A 17,793-nucleotide genomic window follows, 5' to 3' on the forward strand; every position below is an offset into this window, starting at 1 on the left:
CTTAGTTTTGTGCTTTGTCTTTTGCAGGTACGTAATCTAAAAGCAAACGTTGGTTTGGATTCAGGTATTTTTTTGCAACGTCTCTGATTTCCTCTCTGGTGATTGAATGATACATGTCAATTTCAGTATTGATCAGGTTTACATCGCCATACAATAAATAGAAGGTAGCAAGGTTTTCAGCGATACCTTCAACGCTAGCATTAGCATTTACGTATTGGTTGTCGAATTTGTTTTGCAGTTTTTGGAAATCTTTTTCAGAAATCAATTCCGTTTGCAATTTCACGATTTCCTCATCTACCTGCTTAAGTAAATCCTCGGTAGTGTTTTTGCCCATTGGGAGTCCGTATAAAATATACATTCCGTAGTCTTCCTGACTGTAGTTGAAAGCTCCAACCTGTAGCGCCATTTTCTTGTCGTCTACCATTTTCTTGTATAATCTTGAGCTTTTTCCGTCAGAAAGGATCGAAGATATCATGTCTAAAACCCTTGCATCACGAGTTTTCATTGAAGGCGTTCTATAAGTGGCAACCATCATAGGGATCTGAATGTTCGGATCCTGATAAGTAGCTTTGATTGTTTGAGTGATAGGTGCTTCCTCGAATTTTTGTCTTTGGATATCTGTTCCTTTTGCGATTTGGCCGAAGTAGTCTTTAATCCATGTTTTTGCCTGAGCCGGATCGAAATCTCCTGCTACTACTAAAACTGCGTTGTTAGGGATATAGAATTTTTTGTTGAAAGCCTGGAATTCAGCTAAAGTAGCAGCGTCTAAATGTTCCATTGATCCAATTGGAGCCCAACGGTAAGGGTGAACTTTGTAGATATTTTGCTTAACGGCTGCAATTAGGCTTCCGTAAGGTTGGTTGTCAACACGAAGTCTTTTTTCTTCTTTTACTACTTCGTTTTGTGTGTCAACACCAATTTGGTTGATTACAGGGTGCATTAACCTTTCCGATTCCATCCATAAGGCTAATTGTAAATTGTTTGAAGGGAAAACCTCGTAATAGTACGTTCTGTCTTCTGTAGTGTTGGCATTGTTGTTACCTCCGTTGGCAGTTACGATTTTAAACCAGTCACCACGGCCGATGTTTTTGGTTCCTTCGAATAAAAGGTGTTCGAAAAAGTGAGCGAATCCTGTTCTTTCAGGGTTTTCGTCTTTCGATCCCACGTGATACATTACCGATGTGATTACTACCGGAGCCGATTTGTCCTGATGCAAAATTACATGCAGACCATTGTCCAATGTGTATTCTTCAAATGCTACTTTCTGAGCGGAAGCAACACCTCCAAGCATTAAAAGCGAACTCAAAGCCATTAAAGATTTTTTCATAGAGTTATTGTTATTTTATAATAAAGGAATTTGTGTGCAATTTCGTGAATTTGTTACAATGCTGGCGATTTTTTTTTGACTGGGCTGATTTTAAAGTTTTTAGACGTAATTTTTTGTCAGGTGGTTGTAGGATAAAGAAATAGTTGTATATTTGCGGACTTAAAAAATTAATTAAACATTATTGTTATGTACGCAATCGTAGAGATAGCAGGGCAACAATTCAAAGTAAGCAAAGACTTAAAGGTTTATGTTCACCGTTTAGCAGTAGAAGAAGGTGCAAAAGTTTCTTTTGACAAAGTTCTTTTATTAGATGATAACGGAAACGTAACTTTAGGCGCCCCAGCTGTAGAAGGTGCTTCAGTAGAAGCTAAAGTGTTACAACACTTAAAAGGTGATAAAGTAATCGTTTTCAAAAAGAAAAGAAGAAAAGGTTACAAAAAGAAAAACGGTCACAGACAATCTTTAACTCAAATTGTAATCGAAGGTATCGTTGCAGGTGGAGCTACAAAGAAAAAAGCGACTAAAAAAGCGGAAGCTACAGAAGAATAATTAACATTAAAAACTAGTACGTCATGGCTCACAAGAAAGGTGTCGGTAGTTCCAAGAATGGTAGAGAATCAGAATCGAAACGTTTAGGTGTTAAGATTTATGGTGGACAAGCTGCAATTGCTGGAAACATTATCGTAAGACAAAGAGGTTCTAAGCACAATCCAGGTGAAAACGTTTACATGGGTAAAGATCATACTTTACATGCAAAAGTTGATGGAGTAGTGAAATTTCAGAAAAAAGGAGATAATAAATCTTTCGTTTCTGTAGTTCCATTCGAAGCGTAAGAATATACTCTTAAACAATACAAAACCCCATTTCGAAAGAAGTGGGGTTTTTTGTTTTGTAATGAAAAGTAAATATTACTTCGGTTGCTTTATTTGATAATTATTTTTTCCGATTCTTCCTTATTCAGTTTTAGAAAATAGATTCCCGGTGCTAAATTTTTAATGTTTAGCATATTCAATTCGGATGAATTTTTAGAACCTGCCAATACGATCTTTCCATTTACATCGGAAAGTTGGTAGTTTATAGTTTCGACAGTGCTGTCATTTTGGATATAAATTGCTTCTGAGACCGGGTTAGGGTATATTCTGAACGATTTCTTTTGTGATACATCATTTGTTGATAAAGTGCCTCGGTATACCTGTGTAACCTCTTCGGGGGTAAGCGCGCGGTTCCAAATCGCTACGTCATCAACTGTGCCGTTAAAGTAGCCTCCTGATGGACCTCTTCCTATCCAAAGTGGTTGGGAGGTGGAATTTACTCCTGTGTAGCCGGCGGTGTTAGTGCCTACTGATACGCCGTTTTTATATAATGTTAAGCTCTGGTTGTTGTATACGGCTGTGTAATGTTCCCATTGTCCGATATTAACTGAAGGTCCGGATGCCCAAGTCCAGGAGTTACCTTGTTTGTTTACTCCGGTCTGCGTGGCGGTACCTGTGGATTGAACGTTCCAGATAAAATTTCCGTTTGTAGTGGATCCGTTCATTATTGTGACACTGGTGGCGGAATTATTTTTTTTCATCCAGAATGACACAGAATGTGCCCCGTCATATGAAAAAGCAGTAGGGAAAACGCTTAGCGTTAGATAGGAGTAGCTTCCGTTAAAAGAATACGCGGAATTTGCTGTTCCGTTTCTGTCAGCGGTTAGGGTTGCGCCATTGTTGGTGAGATGGTAGTTGTTTGCTGTTGCATCGTTTGCGTTTCCGTTAAAACCATAATAAGCAACCAAGCCTGATGTTGGCACATGGTTAGGTACTTGAGCTTTTACTGCTGCAATACCTAGCATTGTAATCGATAGTAGTGAGTAGATTTTTTTCATAAAAGCTGTTAATTAAGTGAGAAATAGTTATATATTAGTGTTAAAGGTAATTAAAAAGTTAATAATTTATCGAAATACCATGTGATATCACAAAAACTGAAAATTGGTTATATTTTTTGGTAAGTAGTTTAAAGTGAGGAGAGAAGCTGTGTGCGGAAATCCAAACTCATGTTTGCTTGCTTTGTGGTGACATATTCTTACGTGCAATAGATTTTTATTTGATGTGGAAGATTATTGTGTAGGTAGGGTAAGATGTTATTAATATGAGTGTGATTCTTTTTTTAAGCGTTTCCGAGAGCATAATTCCTGTTAATTTCGTAACTTGTATTGTAATCTTTAATTCGTGAGGCGATGTTTAATTCAAATTCACAGTTGGAAGTACTAGTAATTACCATCGTACTAATCTTGATATATATAGTGGGTTATGAGTTAATTCGTAGACTGGAATCGCCTATTGAAAAAAAGTATGAGTTGTCCCTGCGTCTGATGGCCTCGCTTTCCTTTTTTCTTGTGATTTATAATATTTACGTGTCTATCCGCTCCAATGACAGAATAGAGCAGAATAAGGCTGCTTATAATACCATACAAAACATTCAGCGCAATTGGCTCGATCCTCAAAGCGAATTGCTCCAAAAGTTTCCCGAGGGCTATTTTCTGTATTCCAGCATGGTTCAGGATGCTGATTTTGGAGTGAAAGTGCCTCAAGAATACGATCCGCTTAAAAGGAAACAGCTCGAGGTATATTATTCGCTGAGAGTGTTTCAATCGATGGAAGATTTTCTCACTACCGGAAAATATGATACCACAGGTAAAGATGTATGGCTGAATAATTATTTGATGTGGATGCAATCGTCGATACTGCGTGATTACTGGAGCAAACTGTCCTTTAATTATTCAAAAGATACGCGTGAATTCGTTGAAGAAATTATTAAGGAAAGCGATGCACTGATTGCCCTGCGCAAAAAGAAAGGTAAACTGATGGGGGAGGACTATGATAGTGTTTCGGCTCGAATTGAGGTTGCTTTTCGTTAAGGAGTTTTTTAGCTGACTGCTTGTGTTGTCTGTGTTATTTGAAGCAGGGTGGAGGCAAGGCAGAAAAATTAAAACCTAACGGTGTATTTCAGACCCAAAACAGATTCTGGCTTATTTGAAAGGTTGTAGGGAATTGATGTGATACTAAGATTGGATTTCTTTTTGGCCTATACCCAAAACCATCTACAGTGGTGCTAAAGGGGTCTATTACTAACAGGCAGACAAAACCCAATGCTTTTGATTTTAAAACTTTAGAATGGTTTTTTAAAATGGCTCTTTTAGCATGGAAAAAAACTTCTCCCAGCAGCGATCCCACTGTAGGTGTAATGATCAGATCCTGCCAGGAAGGGGCTTCTGCAAAGGCTTCAATTCCGTATTCCCAAACAAGAGTTGACAGGACTGCCGAGTAAGCAAAAGATCCCAAAGGACTAAAACCACTACTGCGTGCAGCCATATAATACACTGCGCCGGCATAAGGCTGTGTGACATAATTGTAGTAATCTGAGTCTTCGTCTACAACCGGGCCCGTGGTCACATTTTCGTGCCACATTGTGAATAATCCTGTGTCTTTAATTTCCTTTTTGTTCCATCCTGATGCGCTTTCGGGCAATGTCCACACTACAGCAGCAACAACAATGGATGTGCCTACAAATACCAGGGTGCAATAACCTAATTTTCGAAAGTCGGCTTTTTGGGGAGGATATGCTTTTTGATAGGTTAGGGAGGAATCTTTTTTTGTATGAAATAGCTGGTATCTGTCTGTTGTTTTTCTTTGCTGATAGGCTGTTAAATCTGTGATCAGTATCCTTTCTTTTGAAAATTGGGTTGGTTCGGAATCCTGTGTCTGATTAAGCGGAATCTGGGAAACGAAAATAAAATCGGATTTAATAAAAGGATTGGGTGTGAATGTGAACCGTGGATTAAAGTCTTGTGCTTGTAATACCGTACAGGCAATAAGGAAAACAACAAGCCAAAAAACCTGTTTTCTAATGGATGCTATCAATAACAACACGACATGGTCATCGGATTGGAGTATAAATACAGCTGAGATTTTCTCAATATCAAATATAAGCAATTCTTATTGAACTTGTGGTGTGGCTGCTGAAAGTCTCTGTGCTCTGGTCAAAACCAAACAAAAAGCCTCACATTGCTGCAATGGTTTCTAAATTTCTTACTTTCTAAGAAGTCTAAATGTGTTACGGATTGAATGATAGTCCAACGCTGAAAAACACCCTTGCTTTGTTAACATCATTTATCCATGAAGTATCAAAGTGGATAGGGCCTAAAATAGACTGATAAGAAACAGAGGCTCCTGCGGACATCACAAGGCTTTCTTCGGTGTTGTTGTCCCAATTTCCTTTTGGATTGAAAATATTGTCTATATAATCATTGAAAGTAGCAAAGCCAACAGTGGCAATATTAAGATGAGGTGTTAGGTAAAATTTGCCTATAGGATTGATTTGAGCTCCAAGTTTGACTCCTGTAAACTGTGTTACATTAAGTTCATCTTCATTTAAACCTGGAAATGTAAAACGATTGCTTCCGGAAAAAGGAATAATACCACCTAAGAAGTATTTTGAAGCATACCCATAATCCGTAAAAGAGAGTTGATTGTTTTTGAGTTTGTCCTGAAAGATATAATTGGCATCAAATCCTATCATTCCATTGATTTTCTTTTTTAAAGGCACTCGTTTTTCAAATCCGAAGCCAAGTTTTGTATAGCCATTGGTGGCGTCGGAAGCATTTGCTATGTTTGGGTCTATGAAAGTGACTGTTACATCAGTAAGTATCGAACGGTTTACATTGGCTTTTAGGATGGTTCCATTGGTGGCAAAAAATACTTTATCCATGTCATTATAAGAATAGTGCATGTTTACTTCTAAGCTGTTGAAAATATATTTGGTAATGAAAAACACATTGGGGTTGTAGTAGGGGTCGTATTTTGGTTTTATCTTGGCGTAGTTGTAGTTTAAGCCAAAGCCAATGTAGTTTTTTAACGGATTTATATTTCTGTTAAATTCATTATTGAATTCTATGGCATCATACAACATATTATCTACCGAATTGCCATCTATAAAAACTTCCTGTTTTAAGAAGGCTGCATAAAGTTCAGATGCCCACCACCAGTCTTTCTTTTTTCCGAAATTTTTCTGGAATTGGATTCTGCCTTTTGGTTGTTCGGCAATATCGGCAGTAATGAGCAGGCGAGAGGATTGGGCAAGTACATTTCTGGCGGTATAATTGAGAATCAAACCTACTCCCCGGTAAGTGTCATAATGCACTGAGGCGTTTAGTTGGTTTTTCGGCTGTTCAAATCCATTTAAAATTATTCCTAATTTGCCTTCTTCATTTATAAAATAATTATAGGTTATTTGGTTGAAAAGATTAATGCCCATTGCTCTGTTAACGCCTGCAATTAAATCTTTAGGGGTGTATTTTGTATGCGATTTCAAATTGGTCCGGGCAATTACAAGTGGCATGTTTTCTTTGCTGATGTTTTTGTAAATAATGGTGTCAATAAGGAATACGTTAGGGGTGTTGGGCAATTGGTGGGTTCTTTGCTGATGCCCTTTTATCTTTTCTGCTAATGCTGTTAAAGCAGGTAGGTTTTTTGACGCGGCAATTTTACCATCGTTGTAGATTTCGTCACTTTTTCCAAAATCAGCGGTAGAAAAACGAAGATTAGGCAGGTGATCGACCAAAATGTTGCAAAGTGCCCGGTTGTCGGGATTTTTAATATTGCTCGGAAATGTACTGGTTTGCATCAAAACCGTTGCGAAATTGTCCAGTTTTTCCTTGGGTTCCATTCCGCCGCCTACATCACTTCCAATTATGATGTCGGCCCCCATTTGTTTGGCAATATCTGTAGGGAAATTATTCATTACGCCTCCGTCAACCAAAACAGTATCTTCATATGGCATGGGTTTGAAAACGGCTGGCAAGGACATACTGGCTCTCATTGCAAAAGCTAAACTGCCTTTGCTTAGAACGACTTCTTTTCCCTCTACCAAATCGGTCGCCATGGCTCGAAATGGTATTGGCAGATTGTCAAAATCTTTGACATTGTAAACAGGATAGGTTAATTCGAAAAGATATTCTCTTAAGTTTTGGTCGTTTAATATGGCACCGGTACTTTTTGTTTTTCCGTCTTTAATTCCTATTCCTGCTAAATATCGTTGAAATTCCCTTTTTTCATCTACGCTGACGTTTCTCAGGGACATGCCACCGCCCAGTATTTTATCCCAATCGATATTTTTCGTGATACTTGCGATGCTGTCTCCGGAATATCCCATGGCATACAAACCTCCGATGATGCTTCCCATACTGTTTCCAATGATAAGATCGGGAACAATGTGTAAAGAATCGAGTTTTTGTAAAAGCGGAATATGAGCAATCCCTTTAGCTCCACCACCGCTGAGGACCAGTACGACTTTTGGTTTTTTATCTTGTGCGAAAAGATTTAACGAAATGCACAGAGAAAATAGTAGAATGAATAAGCAGAATGTTTTTTTCAAGTCATAGCGTATTTACGTGGATGAGAAATAGAAGCTAATTACTTGTATTAAAATTAGTTAGTTATTTTTTGATGTGCAACATTTTTTTAAGCGAAAATTTTGCCACAGTAAAAAAACAAAAAACCCTCACATCACTGCGAGGGTTTATAAGCTGTTAGCTAAAAGCTGTATGCTGACAGCTATTAATATCTGTAATATTCAGGTTTGAACGGCCCTTTAACATCAACACCGATGTAAGCAGCCTGCTCATCATTTAAAGTCTCTAATTCAACGCCTAATTTAGCCAAGTGTAAAGAAGCTACTTTCTCATCCAAGTGTTTCGGTAACATGTACACTTCGTTTTTGTACGCTGCTGAGTTTGTCCATAATTCGATCTGAGCCAATGTCTGGTTCGTGAATGAGTTAGACATTACGAAAGATGGGTGGCCTGTAGCACAACCTAAGTTAACCAAACGTCCTTCAGCTAAGATAAGAATGTCTTTTCCTGCGATAGTATATTTGTCAACCTGAGGTTTGATTTCAATTTTTGAAGCACCGTGGTTTTTGTTTAACCAAGCCATGTCGATTTCGTTATCGAAGTGACCGATGTTACAAACGATGGTTTTGTCTTTCATCGCCTCGAAGTGTTTTCCGATAACGATATCTTTGTTTCCTGTAGTCGTGATGATGATATCAGCATTTCCAACAACAGTGTCTAAACGTTTTACCTCAAAACCGTCCATAGCAGCCTGTAAAGCACAGATTGGGTCGATTTCGGTAACCGTTACAATAGAACCTGCGCCACGGAAAGAAGCCGCAGTTCCTTTACCTACGTCACCGTATCCGCAAACAACCACTCTCTTACCAGCCAACATAACGTCAGTGGCACGACGGATAGCATCCACAGCCGATTCTTTACATCCGTATTTGTTGTCAAATTTCGATTTAGTAACCGAATCGTTCACGTTGATTGCCGGCATGAACAACGTTCCGTTTTTCATTCTTTCGTATAAACGGTGAACTCCTGTTGTAGTTTCTTCAGATAAACCTTTGATGCCAGGGATTAATTCAGGGTAACGATCGAAAACCATGTTGGTTAAGTCACCACCATCATCCAAGATCATGTTCAATGGTTTTCTTTCTTCACCGAAGAATAAAGTTTGCTCGATACACCAGTCAAACTCCTCTTCGTTAAGACCTTTCCATGCGTATACCTGAATCCCGGCAGCAGCGATTGCAGCAGCAGCTTGATCCTGAGTAGAGAAAATATTACAAGACGACCAGGTAACTTCAGCACCCAAAGCGATTAATGTTTCAATTAAAACCGCAGTTTGGATAGTCATGTGTAAACATCCTGCAATACGGGCGCCTTTTAAAGGCTGGCTTGCGCCATATTCAGCACGAAGCGCCATTAATCCTGGCATTTCAGCTTCTGCCAATTCGATTTCTTTTCTTCCCCAAGCAGCAAGATTGATATCTTTTACTTTGTAAGCAACAAATGGTAATGTCGTTGTACTCATCTATTTAGTATATTTGTTATATATTTTTTAAACTTATTAAAGGTAGCAAAATTAAGCATTTCCTTTATATTTCCTAAGGCATTTCGCTTATTTTGTGATTTGTTTAAGTTCTAATCTTTTGAAAAACAGTAAAATATAATATGCCGCTTTTTAAAGTTATCGATATTAATCCCACATCAAAGGTTTTTCTTTGGAAAATAACCGAAGATTTCAACGAACTTTTCCGGAATGTTGCGCTGAAAGACACCTCGTTGGCACGATTGGAAGGAATGAAATCGGAAGGGCATCAAAAGGGTTTTTTGGCAGTTCGTATGCTGTTTCAGTATGCCGGTTATGATGATTTCGATTTGTATTATGACGATTTCGGGAAACCGCATTTAAAAGATGGTACGCATATCTCCATATCGCATTCGTTCGACTTTGCGGCTATTGTCCTTAGTGAGTGTAATATCGGTATCGATTTGGAGCAGATAAAAGAAAAAATAGTGCGGCTTGCTCCCCGTTTTATGGATGTATCGCATCTGGAAAATTTATCGGAAACCGATACCATGAAAAAGGCAACCGTGGTTTGGGGTGTAAAAGAGGCGATTTTCAAACTTAAAAATGAAGTTGGAATCAGTTTTCAGGATCATATTTTTGAAGACCCTTTTCTGCTGTCCGATAAAAAATGCAGCGCGGAACTACACTTTAATGATGTAGTCCGACACTACGCTATTATTTTTGAGGAAATCGATTGCGGTGACGGAGAAGAAAAAGACCAAAATTACATGTTGGTTTGTGCCGTCGAATCCGAATGATTCGGTCTTCTGCTTTCATAAATATACATCATAAATACAGTTCCCATTTTTCGGGCCCGGAATTTTAAGGTTTCCACATTTCCTCCTTCAAACAACTCTTCCAGGGTTTCAAACCAAAGGTTCAGCCATAAGCCGAAAACATTCGGACTGACGCTGTGATCGAATTTCTCGTCAACCTCTACATGGGCCAAAACGGGATTCCCGTAATATTTTCGGACGCCAAAGAGATTGTTCTCCCAAAAGTCAGTCAGCTTTTCCAGATGGGCTTCCCAGTCCGTAATGGTTTCGTTGAAAAAATGACCAATTTCTTCGTTGGCCCTGATTTTTGCGTAAAAGGAGTGAAGCAGTTTCGATAAATCCTCTCTGTTCTGAATATCGCCTTTCACGATTAAATTACAAGCGTGTTAAGGGTAATCATTACCGTGCTGGTGATTACGCTGGTCAGTATCAGATTGAAGACCAGTTTGTGTTTTTGGGTTGCTAATATTGAGCCGTTAACAAAACTGCAGACTAAAACTACCAAAGCCAGTTGGATCATTTGTGAAAAAGAAGTCCCATTCTTTAAAATGTACATGGCTGCCGCGCCGCCTAAACAACTTTGTCCGATAATGGCTAAAGTGGCATAGGCATAATACTCTTTTTGAAAGTTTTGAAATGTTTTTTGATAAAGTGTCATAATTTTTGTTTTTGTATGTCAAAAATAGGACGCCTCATGCCGTACATTTCATGATTTAAATCATGTTGTCAAAAATTATCGATACACTTTTCGGTTGATGATTTTAATTTCGTTTTTTTTCTCCAAGCCTTTAATTGTACGGATGACAGTTTCAACGCGAAGCCCTGTTAAATCGGCCATCTGCTGTCTTGTCAGGTCTATGCGATAACCGTCGGCTTCTTTTTCGATTTTAAAAAAAGTAATGGAATAATCGAAAAGTTTCAAAAGTCGGTGCTCCGGTTCCTGCGAGGAAATCTCGGCAGCCATAACCGATTTGTAATGCAGTCGTTGCGCCAGATTTTCGATAATGGAAAGCGAAACGGAAGCATTTTCCTTTACGAGATTTAGGAATGAAGATTTCGGCAATACAAATAATTCGCAATCGGAAACGGCAATCGCATTGGCAGGATACACCCGGTTCAGGAATAAAGGAGGTTCTCCAAAACTTTGTTTAGGGTGAAAAATACCTTGTATGAACTCTTTGCCGTCGTCATTGAAATTGGACATTTTTACATCTCCGCTGATAATCTGAAAGTAATTGACAGGTAAATCGCCTTCGTGAAAAATAGTATCGCCTTTAGCATATTTTTTTTGCAGGGCATTGTGTGATTCCAGTAATTCTTCGGGGATCATAAGGGATGGTCTAAAGATTCATTACAAAAATATAATTAAAATTTTACAGATTTTAAAAATAAGCTACTTTTACCGTCTCATTAATGAAGAATACAACAGATGCTCTATAACCAGATTTTGTCGGCGAAAAATAACAACCAAAAACTTTTGGCTGTCCTTCTCGATCCCGATAAGATTGTTTTGGATGAGCTTGCGGTTTTGGCTGATAAAATAAACAACTCGCCGGCAACCCATGTTTTTGTTGGCGGAAGCATCGTAGAAGCGAATATTATTGACGAACTGATTGTTCGCTTGAAGCATAAAATCGAATTGCCAATTTTTCTTTTTCCCGGGAATCCGTCTCAGATATCAGATAAAGCCGATGCGATTTTATTTCTGACCCTGCTTTCCGGAAGGAATCCCGATTATCTGATAGAGCATCAGGTTAATGCGGTTCCGGTTTTAAAGAAAACTAAGTTGGAAGTAATTTCAACAGGCTATATTTTAATCGAAAGCGGAACGCAAACCGCAGTAGAGCGTGTCAGTAAAACTAATCCGTTGGACAGGGAAGATCCTGATTATGCGGTTCAGACAGCGTTGGCCGGAGAGTTTATCGGAAATAAATTGGTCTATCTTGAGGCGGGAAGCGGAGCGAAAAATGCGGTTCCTTTGGAAATGATCCGCAAAGTTTCGGATAATATTCAGGTTCCGGTAATTGTCGGAGGCGGAATCCGTACAAAAAAAGCAATTGACGATGCTTATGATTCAGGAGCGGATTTGGTGGTTATCGGTACGGCTTTCGAAAATGATCCTGATTTTTTTAATTTCAGTTCACATGCTTGATTTTTTTCTCGATGCCTATAAAGACGCTTCGATTACAAGGATTGTTTTAGAGTCACTGGCCTTTGTGTTCGGGATTCTGAGTGTGATCTTGGCACGAAAAGAGAGTATTCTGACTTACCCCACCGGATTGATTGCTACAGTGATAACAACCTACTTGCTTTGGTTGGCCGGATATTTGGGTGATATGATGATCAATTTGTATTTTTCAATTATGAGTGTTTACGGCTGGTGGAACTGGGCCAGAAAAGGTGGGAATAAGGAACTTCTGGCGATAACGCGTACGGATTTTAAAGAAAAAATAATTGGAATTGCATTGTTTTTAGTGACAATTATTGTAGTTTTCGGCATCTATAATTTCTTTGATTATGAAATAAAAAAAGAGAATTATGTAGATATCCTGGCATCAGGTATTTTCTTTACCGCAATGTGGTATATGGCCCATAAAAAGATAGAAAACTGGACGCTTTGGATTATTGGCGATATAATCGTAACGCCGATTTATGCTTACAGAGGCTTGGGGATGTTGTCGTTACAATATTTAATTTTTACGGTTTTAGCCATTTTGGCTTACAGAGAATGGAGAAAGATTTTACAACAAAGAATAGCTTAACGCAGCAGTACGGTTTTTCGGAAGCTGATTTTAAATACATAGAGCAGTACGGTATTACGATCGAAAAAATTGCCCGTGAACTTGAGATGTTCCAATCGGGAATCGCTAAGATTTCATTGGGAAAAGTGGCGACCGTTGGAGATGGTATCATGACCTTTTCCGATGAGGAAGCTTCATCTTTCAGTGAATATTTCGAAAAAGAAAGAACAAACTATACGATTGAAAAATTTGTTCCTGCTTCGGGAGCGGCAAGCAGAATGTTTAAATTCCTGATTGAATTCATCAACGAATTTCAGTTGGGCGAAGAAACTATCAATGCTTATGTCAACCGACGCAAGGCTAATAAGCTGTCTGTTTTTCTTGTTGGTGTAGAAAAATTTCCTTTTTATGAAATGGTCCTTGAGGAAGTGAAGAACCTTTATGCCAATTATGAGGAACTTACTCAGGACGAAAAATACTATTATTTCATAAACACACTTCTTTCTGCGGAAGGTTTTGATTTTTCCAATAAGCCTAAAGGCGTCTTGCCTTTTCATAGAAAGGAAGGTGAAGTTACCACGCCAATTTACAAGCATCTTAAAGAGGCCATCGAATATTCGAATGTCAATGGAAAACCTCAAATTCATCTGACGGTTTCCGAGGAACATTTGGAAGATTTCAAAACGGTTGTAAATGGTTTGGCAGATGATGTGACTGTAAACTATTCTTTTCAGCAAAAGGCAACCGATACTTTAGCTGTTGATATGGATAATAAACCTTTTCGTTTGGAAGACGGTAATTTGTTTTTCCGTCCGGGCGGACATGGCGCTTTGATTGAAAACCTGAACCAGTTGCAAACCGATATTGTTTTCATTAAAAATATTGATAACGCGGCCTTCAATCACTTTGAAGAAATTGTTTTTTATAAAAAAGTGCTTGGTGGATTGTTACTGAAACTTCAGAAAGAAATTTTTGGGCATCTCGAAGTTTTAGAGAAGTCAAATGGTAGTATTGATGAAGTTATTTCTTTTGTAACCGATAAACTCAATATTGTCCTGCCGAAGGACTTTTCAAAATATTCGCCTGAGAATCAAAAAGCCGAATTGGTTCAGTTGTTAAACCGTCCTATCCGTGTTTGCGGAATGGTTAAAAATGAAGGTGAACCTGGTGGCGGACCTTTCTGGGTTGATGAAGACAACGGAACCGTTTCATTGCAAATCGTGGAATCTTCGCAAATTGATCTGCAGAGCGAAAGTCAAAAGAAGATATTTTCAGAATCCACACATTTTAACCCGGTGGATTTGGTGTGTGGTTTGAAGGATTACAAAGGACAAAAATTCAATTTGTCCGATTTTGTGAACCACAATGCCGGTTTCATAGTTGATAAGACCAAAAACGGCAAAGACATCAATGCCTATGAACTTCCGGGACTTTGGAACGGAGCAATGGCGAATTGGATAACCATTTTTGTCGAAGTGCCTTTGGTGACTTTCAATCCAGTAAAAACGGTAAACGATTTGCTTAAACCTGCCCATCAGCACGAATAATTGTGGATAAGGAAAAACTCGTATCGGAATTACAGTTCAAGGCAGTCCGAAGCAGTGGCGCGGGAGGGCAGAATGTAAACAAAGTTGCTTCGAAAGTGGTGCTGCAGTTCGATTTGAAGAACTCGGCGGCTTTTTCTGCGGAAGAAAAAGAGCTGGTTTTGGGTAAACTCGAAAATAAACTTACCAAGGAAGGCGTGCTGATCTTAAATTGTGATGAAGACCGAAGCCAATTGCGAAACAAAGAAATTGTAATCAAACGTTTTTTGCTGATTATCGAAGGCGCCTTGAAGGTTCAGAAACTGCGTAAACCGACTAAGATTCCCCGTTCAGTCATTGAAAGAAGACTGAAAGAAAAGCGAAGTCAATCCGACATAAAACAATCGCGACGAAAACCGAAATTTTAATTATTTGAAATTCTGTTTGGATTGTTGTTTCTTATAACTCTATCTTTGCATCGTCTCAAAGGGGTGCTCTAAAATAATGAGCTGAGATCATACCCAACGAACCTGGAACAGGTAATGCTGTTTAGGGAAAATGACAAATTTGATGCGAATAGCGTCAAGGTCACGTTACAATCATTAATTAATTTTTTTAAGAGTAATTACCCCTTTTATTCGTACTCATTACGGATGAAAATTCTATTCAAAATCTTCTTTGCAGGAGTGATGCTGCAATCTTTTCTAAGTTTTTCTCAGGAAAAAGAAAGAGATACTACAAAAGTAAAAGTGCTCGATGAGGTCTTGGTTTCGGCTGTAAGAGCCAATGAGAAACAGCCTGTCACATTTACCAACATGAGCAAGAAAGAACTGGCTGAGCGTAATTTAGGTCAGGATATTCCTGTTTTAATGAATTACATGCCTTCGGTAGTAACAACAACCGATGCAGGGAATGGAGTTGGCTATACTGGAATCCGTGTACGTGGTAGCGATGCTACGCGTGTGAATGTTACTATCAACGGAATTGCATACAATGACTCGGAATCGCATGGGACGTATTGGGTAAATATGCCTGATTTTGTTTCTTCGGTGGAAAACCTTCAGTTGCAACGCGGGGTAGGTACGTCAACCAACGGAGCAGGCGCTTTCGGAGCGAGTCTGAACATGTTGACCGATTCTTATGCGACAAAAGGCAATGGTGAAATTTCTAATTCCTACGGAAGTTTTAATACGCATAAACATACGGTTAAATTCAGTACCGGTCTGATGAACGATAAATTCGAATTGGCCGGACGCTTTTCGAAAATCAATTCGGATGGCTATATTGACAGGGCTTCTTCCGATTTGAAATCCTATTTTCTTCAGGGAACGTATGTTGGAAAAACTACTTTGATTAAAGCGTTAGTTTTTGGCGGAAAAGAAAAAACCTATCAGGCCTGGAATGGAATTGATCCTTCGGCTATGAAAATTTTGAATTTGAATGAAAATATGGTTAACGATAATCCGACCTATAATATCAGCGGTATTCAAACAGATTCAAATGGAAATATAGAAGGGTATTATGATAACGAAATTGATAATTATCAGCAAGACCACGCCCAATTGCATTGGAATGAGAAAATTAATGATAGTTGGAGTACTAATTTAGCGCTCCATTATACAAAAGGGAAAGGTTATTTTGAACAATATGTTGATGATTGGTATTATTCAAATGTTTTGGGAGGGTCAGATTCTCAACTTTCTTTTTTGGGGTTGGATCCAATAGTTGTAAATGGACAGACAATAACATCGATGGACTACATAAGAGATAGATGGTTGGATAATGATTTCTACGGAACGACTTTTTCTGTGAATCATAAAAGTGATAAGTTGGATATGATCTTGGGAGGAGCATGGAATAACTATGAAGGTAAACATTTTGGTAATGTGATTTGGTCTCAATATTCGGTTCCTTATAATTACCAATACTACAACGACTCTGCTTCAAAAAATGATGTCAATGCTTTTGCTAAGGCTGGCTATAAGGTTAGCAGCCATTGGAGTTTGTTTGGGGATTTGCAGTGGCGTCGTGTGAATTATAAGGCGAATTCTGATGAAACAGGTCTGGTTGACGATACTTTCAATTTTTTCAACCCGAAAGCAGGGGTAACCTATACGTTGAACTCGAGAAACAATTTCTATTTCTCGTATGCCAGAGCGAATCGTGAGCCTAACCGTACAGACTACGAAAACGGAAGTCCGAAACCGGAACAATTGGATGATTTTGAGTTAGGATGGCGTTATGCGACTCTAAGAACAAAATTAAACGTGAATGCTTATTACATGGCCTATAAAGATCAATTGGTGTTAACCGGTGAGTTGGATGAGGTTGGATCGCCGATCCGCGCAAACAGCGGGGATAGTTACAGGTTGGGTCTAGAAGTGGATGCGGCCATTGCAGTTTTGGAGCAGTTGGTCATCCGTCCGAATGTTACGGTCAGTGTGAATAAGAATAAGGATTTCATGTTTCAGAGAGATGGTGTGCTACAAAATTTAGGGGATACTAATATTGCGTACTCACCAAACTTTATTGCTGGAAATATAATTTCGTATTCGCCTGTAAAAACAGTTCAGTTGTCTTTGTTTACAAAGATCGTGGGAGAACAATTTATGGGGAACATCGATTCGGAAACCTCTAAATTGGATGGTTATTTTGTGAATGACTTTTCAGTGAATTGGGAAATCAAGCCAAAGTCGGTGCTGAAATCCATTGTAGTAAGCGGATTGGTCAATAATATCTTTGATTATAAGTACGTGTCCAACGGTTATTTCTATACTTACGATGACGATTTTAGCAATCCGGGAACTGTTACCACAATCGAAGGGGCAGGTTATTACCCGCAGGCAGGCATAAACGCTATGGTCGGCTTAACGTTAAAGTTCTAAGCCTTAGGGTGATTTTGATAAAAAATTCTGAATCCTGACGAGACATTCTCGTCAGGATTTTTTAATTGTAAACATGAATGACGTTGTTGCTAACCGAAGTGCGATATTGTTTCATGGGATATTGCATGTCCCTCGCCCTGCCGTCAAATAAATTGTATTTTTTTTCATCACAGGAGCAAATAGCATTTATACCGTCGATTGTCATTGTGGAACAGCTGCTTAATGACTGATTCGGGCAGGCTGCATCGAAAGCATTGTATCCACTTCCTGTATAGAAAATAATAATGCCTCTGACACCATTTCCGTCGATATAAGCTCCGTTGCCTGGAACCAGGAGCTGGCTATAACCCGGAAGGTTCATGTTGACCTGAAGGTTTACGGTATAATTTGGCAGGTACGGGTTGTTGTTGTTAGGGCCATCGTCTTTATGGCAGCCAATGAATGTAATGGCAGTTAACAGTATAAGGTAAAAGTAGCGTTTCATGTATTAAATAATTTGAGAAAACAATTGAAAAACAAATTTAAATTAATTAACTTTGACAAATGCAGTAATGCAGCAATAAAATCTGAAATAAATTAAAAACAA

18 protein-coding genes are annotated in these 17,793 nt (G+C 38.7%); 9 read left to right on the forward strand and 9 right to left on the reverse strand.

Features of this window, described 5'->3' with window-relative positions; genetic code table 11:
* Position 1: 1 nt before the first annotated feature.
* Positions 2 to 1,327 (reverse strand): M16 family metallopeptidase, encoded by a 1,326-nt coding sequence (locus tag FEDK69T_RS06040; RefSeq protein ID WP_035630222.1) that lies wholly within the window; start codon positions 1,325 to 1,327, stop codon positions 2 to 4.
* A 186-nt stretch (positions 1,328 to 1,513) separates the two neighbouring features.
* Here FEDK69T_RS06040 and rplU point away from each other — a divergent pair, with 186 nt between their 5' ends.
* Positions 1,514 to 1,876, forward strand: coding sequence for a 50S ribosomal protein L21 (gene rplU, locus FEDK69T_RS06045; RefSeq protein WP_023573268.1), 363 nt, complete (start codon positions 1,514 to 1,516; stop codon positions 1,874 to 1,876).
* A gap of 23 nt (positions 1,877 to 1,899) precedes the next feature.
* Entirely contained in the window at positions 1,900 to 2,160 is a 261-nt protein-coding gene (gene rpmA, locus FEDK69T_RS06050; protein ID WP_023573269.1) for a 50S ribosomal protein L27, read from the forward strand.
* 89 nt (positions 2,161 to 2,249) lie between these two features.
* On the opposite strand, the gene FEDK69T_RS06055 is transcribed toward rpmA, so the two are convergent.
* The gene (locus FEDK69T_RS06055; RefSeq protein WP_023573270.1) at positions 2,250 to 3,197 is read right to left on the reverse strand and encodes a LamG-like jellyroll fold domain-containing protein; all 948 of its coding nucleotides are present in this window, start codon (positions 3,195 to 3,197) and stop codon (positions 2,250 to 2,252) included.
* Between the two features lie 351 nt (positions 3,198 to 3,548).
* On the opposite strand from FEDK69T_RS06055, the gene FEDK69T_RS06060 reads away from it, so the two are divergent.
* The gene (locus tag FEDK69T_RS06060; RefSeq protein ID WP_035630219.1) at positions 3,549 to 4,229 is read left to right on the forward strand and encodes a hypothetical protein; all 681 of its coding nucleotides are present in this window, start codon (positions 3,549 to 3,551) and stop codon (positions 4,227 to 4,229) included.
* 88 nt (positions 4,230 to 4,317) lie between these two features.
* Here the strand turns inward: FEDK69T_RS06060 and FEDK69T_RS15400 are convergent, their stop codons facing one another.
* From FEDK69T_RS15400 to ahcY, 3 genes are all read right to left on the reverse strand, one after another.
* Complete coding sequence (locus FEDK69T_RS15400) at positions 4,318 to 5,304, reverse strand: DUF3943 domain-containing protein (RefSeq protein ID WP_131494754.1); 987 nt, start codon at positions 5,302 to 5,304, stop codon at positions 4,318 to 4,320.
* 121 nt (positions 5,305 to 5,425) lie between these two features.
* Positions 5,426 to 7,744 (reverse strand): patatin-like phospholipase family protein, encoded by a 2,319-nt coding sequence (locus FEDK69T_RS06070; protein ID WP_023573273.1) that lies wholly within the window; start codon positions 7,742 to 7,744, stop codon positions 5,426 to 5,428.
* Positions 7,745 to 7,926: 182 nt separating this feature from the next.
* On the reverse strand, positions 7,927 to 9,243 hold the full coding sequence (ahcY, locus tag FEDK69T_RS06075; RefSeq protein WP_023573274.1) for an adenosylhomocysteinase: 1,317 nt from the start codon (positions 9,241 to 9,243) through the stop codon (positions 7,927 to 7,929).
* Positions 9,244 to 9,383: 140 nt separating this feature from the next.
* On the opposite strand from ahcY, the gene FEDK69T_RS06080 reads away from it, so the two are divergent.
* Entirely contained in the window at positions 9,384 to 10,040 is a 657-nt protein-coding gene (locus tag FEDK69T_RS06080; RefSeq protein WP_023573275.1) for a 4'-phosphopantetheinyl transferase family protein, read from the forward strand.
* Here the strand turns inward: FEDK69T_RS06080 and FEDK69T_RS06085 are convergent.
* From FEDK69T_RS06085 to FEDK69T_RS06095, 3 genes are all read right to left on the reverse strand, one after another.
* Positions 10,007 to 10,426 (reverse strand): group III truncated hemoglobin, encoded by a 420-nt coding sequence (locus tag FEDK69T_RS06085; protein WP_023573276.1) that lies wholly within the window; start codon positions 10,424 to 10,426, stop codon positions 10,007 to 10,009. The two genes, FEDK69T_RS06080 and FEDK69T_RS06085, sit on opposite strands and share 34 nt — an antisense overlap.
* Positions 10,427 to 10,428: 2 nt before the next feature.
* The gene (locus tag FEDK69T_RS06090) at positions 10,429 to 10,716 is read right to left on the reverse strand and encodes a hypothetical protein (protein WP_023573277.1); all 288 of its coding nucleotides are present in this window, start codon (positions 10,714 to 10,716) and stop codon (positions 10,429 to 10,431) included.
* 75 nt (positions 10,717 to 10,791) lie between these two features.
* The gene (locus FEDK69T_RS06095) at positions 10,792 to 11,388 is read right to left on the reverse strand and encodes a Crp/Fnr family transcriptional regulator (RefSeq protein ID WP_023573278.1); all 597 of its coding nucleotides are present in this window, start codon (positions 11,386 to 11,388) and stop codon (positions 10,792 to 10,794) included.
* Between the two features lie 99 nt (positions 11,389 to 11,487).
* Here FEDK69T_RS06095 and FEDK69T_RS06100 point away from each other — a divergent pair, with 99 nt between their 5' ends.
* The 5 genes from FEDK69T_RS06100 to FEDK69T_RS06120 all read left to right on the forward strand — a co-directional run bounded on the left by FEDK69T_RS06100 (position 11,488) and on the right by FEDK69T_RS06120 (position 17,207).
* Positions 11,488 to 12,210 (forward strand): geranylgeranylglyceryl/heptaprenylglyceryl phosphate synthase, encoded by a 723-nt coding sequence (locus FEDK69T_RS06100; protein ID WP_023573279.1) that lies wholly within the window; start codon positions 11,488 to 11,490, stop codon positions 12,208 to 12,210.
* Positions 12,203 to 12,820: a nicotinamide riboside transporter PnuC gene (gene pnuC, locus FEDK69T_RS06105; protein WP_035630333.1), complete on the forward strand. Its 618-nt coding sequence runs from the start codon at positions 12,203 to 12,205 to the stop codon at positions 12,818 to 12,820. Before FEDK69T_RS06100 ends, pnuC begins: the two co-directional genes overlap by 8 nt.
* A complete protein-coding gene (locus FEDK69T_RS06110; RefSeq protein ID WP_051385080.1) occupies positions 12,787 to 14,346 on the forward strand; it encodes a DUF4301 family protein in 1,560 nt (519 codons plus the stop codon). Before pnuC ends, FEDK69T_RS06110 begins: the two co-directional genes overlap by 34 nt.
* A gap of 2 nt (positions 14,347 to 14,348) precedes the next feature.
* Positions 14,349 to 14,750 (forward strand): alternative ribosome rescue aminoacyl-tRNA hydrolase ArfB, encoded by a 402-nt coding sequence (gene arfB / locus FEDK69T_RS06115; protein ID WP_023573281.1) that lies wholly within the window; start codon positions 14,349 to 14,351, stop codon positions 14,748 to 14,750.
* 225 nt (positions 14,751 to 14,975) lie between these two features.
* Positions 14,976 to 17,207: a TonB-dependent receptor gene (locus tag FEDK69T_RS06120; RefSeq protein ID WP_023573282.1), complete on the forward strand. Its 2,232-nt coding sequence runs from the start codon at positions 14,976 to 14,978 to the stop codon at positions 17,205 to 17,207.
* Positions 17,208 to 17,268: 61 nt separating this feature from the next.
* Here FEDK69T_RS06120 and FEDK69T_RS06125 read toward each other — a convergent pair whose 3' ends face one another.
* Positions 17,269 to 17,691 (reverse strand): Rieske (2Fe-2S) protein, encoded by a 423-nt coding sequence (locus FEDK69T_RS06125; protein WP_023573283.1) that lies wholly within the window; start codon positions 17,689 to 17,691, stop codon positions 17,269 to 17,271.
* Between the last annotated feature and the right edge of the window lie 102 nt (positions 17,692 to 17,793).

Source organism: Flavobacterium enshiense DK69 (genome assembly GCF_000498495.1).
Lineage (GTDB): Bacteria > Bacteroidota > Bacteroidia > Flavobacteriales > Flavobacteriaceae > Flavobacterium > Flavobacterium enshiense.

Bases quoted from the DNA above. Each gene is read 5' to 3' on its own strand.
- FEDK69T_RS06060 (WP_035630219.1), top strand. From the start codon at position 3,549: ATGTTTAATTCAAATTCACAGTTGGAAGTACTAGTAATTACCATCGTA.
- FEDK69T_RS06055 (WP_023573270.1), bottom strand. From the start codon at position 3,197: ATGAAAAAAATCTACTCACTACTATCGATTACAATGCTAGGTATTGCA.
- rplU (WP_023573268.1), top strand. From the start codon at position 1,514: ATGTACGCAATCGTAGAGATAGCAGGGCAACAATTCAAAGTAAGCAAA.
- FEDK69T_RS06090 (WP_023573277.1), bottom strand. From the start codon at position 10,716: ATGACACTTTATCAAAAAACATTTCAAAACTTTCAAAAAGAGTATTAT.
- rpmA (WP_023573269.1), top strand. From the start codon at position 1,900: ATGGCTCACAAGAAAGGTGTCGGTAGTTCCAAGAATGGTAGAGAATCA.
- pnuC (WP_035630333.1), top strand. From the start codon at position 12,203: ATGCTTGATTTTTTTCTCGATGCCTATAAAGACGCTTCGATTACAAGG.
- FEDK69T_RS06110 (WP_051385080.1), top strand. From the start codon at position 12,787: ATGGAGAAAGATTTTACAACAAAGAATAGCTTAACGCAGCAGTACGGT.
- FEDK69T_RS06095 (WP_023573278.1), bottom strand. From the start codon at position 11,388: ATGATCCCCGAAGAATTACTGGAATCACACAATGCCCTGCAAAAAAAA.
- FEDK69T_RS06125 (WP_023573283.1), bottom strand. From the start codon at position 17,691: ATGAAACGCTACTTTTACCTTATACTGTTAACTGCCATTACATTCATT.
- FEDK69T_RS06080 (WP_023573275.1), top strand. From the start codon at position 9,384: ATGCCGCTTTTTAAAGTTATCGATATTAATCCCACATCAAAGGTTTTT.
- FEDK69T_RS06100 (WP_023573279.1), top strand. From the start codon at position 11,488: ATGCTCTATAACCAGATTTTGTCGGCGAAAAATAACAACCAAAAACTT.
- ahcY (WP_023573274.1), bottom strand. From the start codon at position 9,243: ATGAGTACAACGACATTACCATTTGTTGCTTACAAAGTAAAAGATATC.
- FEDK69T_RS06040 (WP_035630222.1), bottom strand. From the start codon at position 1,327: ATGAAAAAATCTTTAATGGCTTTGAGTTCGCTTTTAATGCTTGGAGGT.
- FEDK69T_RS06120 (WP_023573282.1), top strand. From the start codon at position 14,976: ATGAAAATTCTATTCAAAATCTTCTTTGCAGGAGTGATGCTGCAATCT.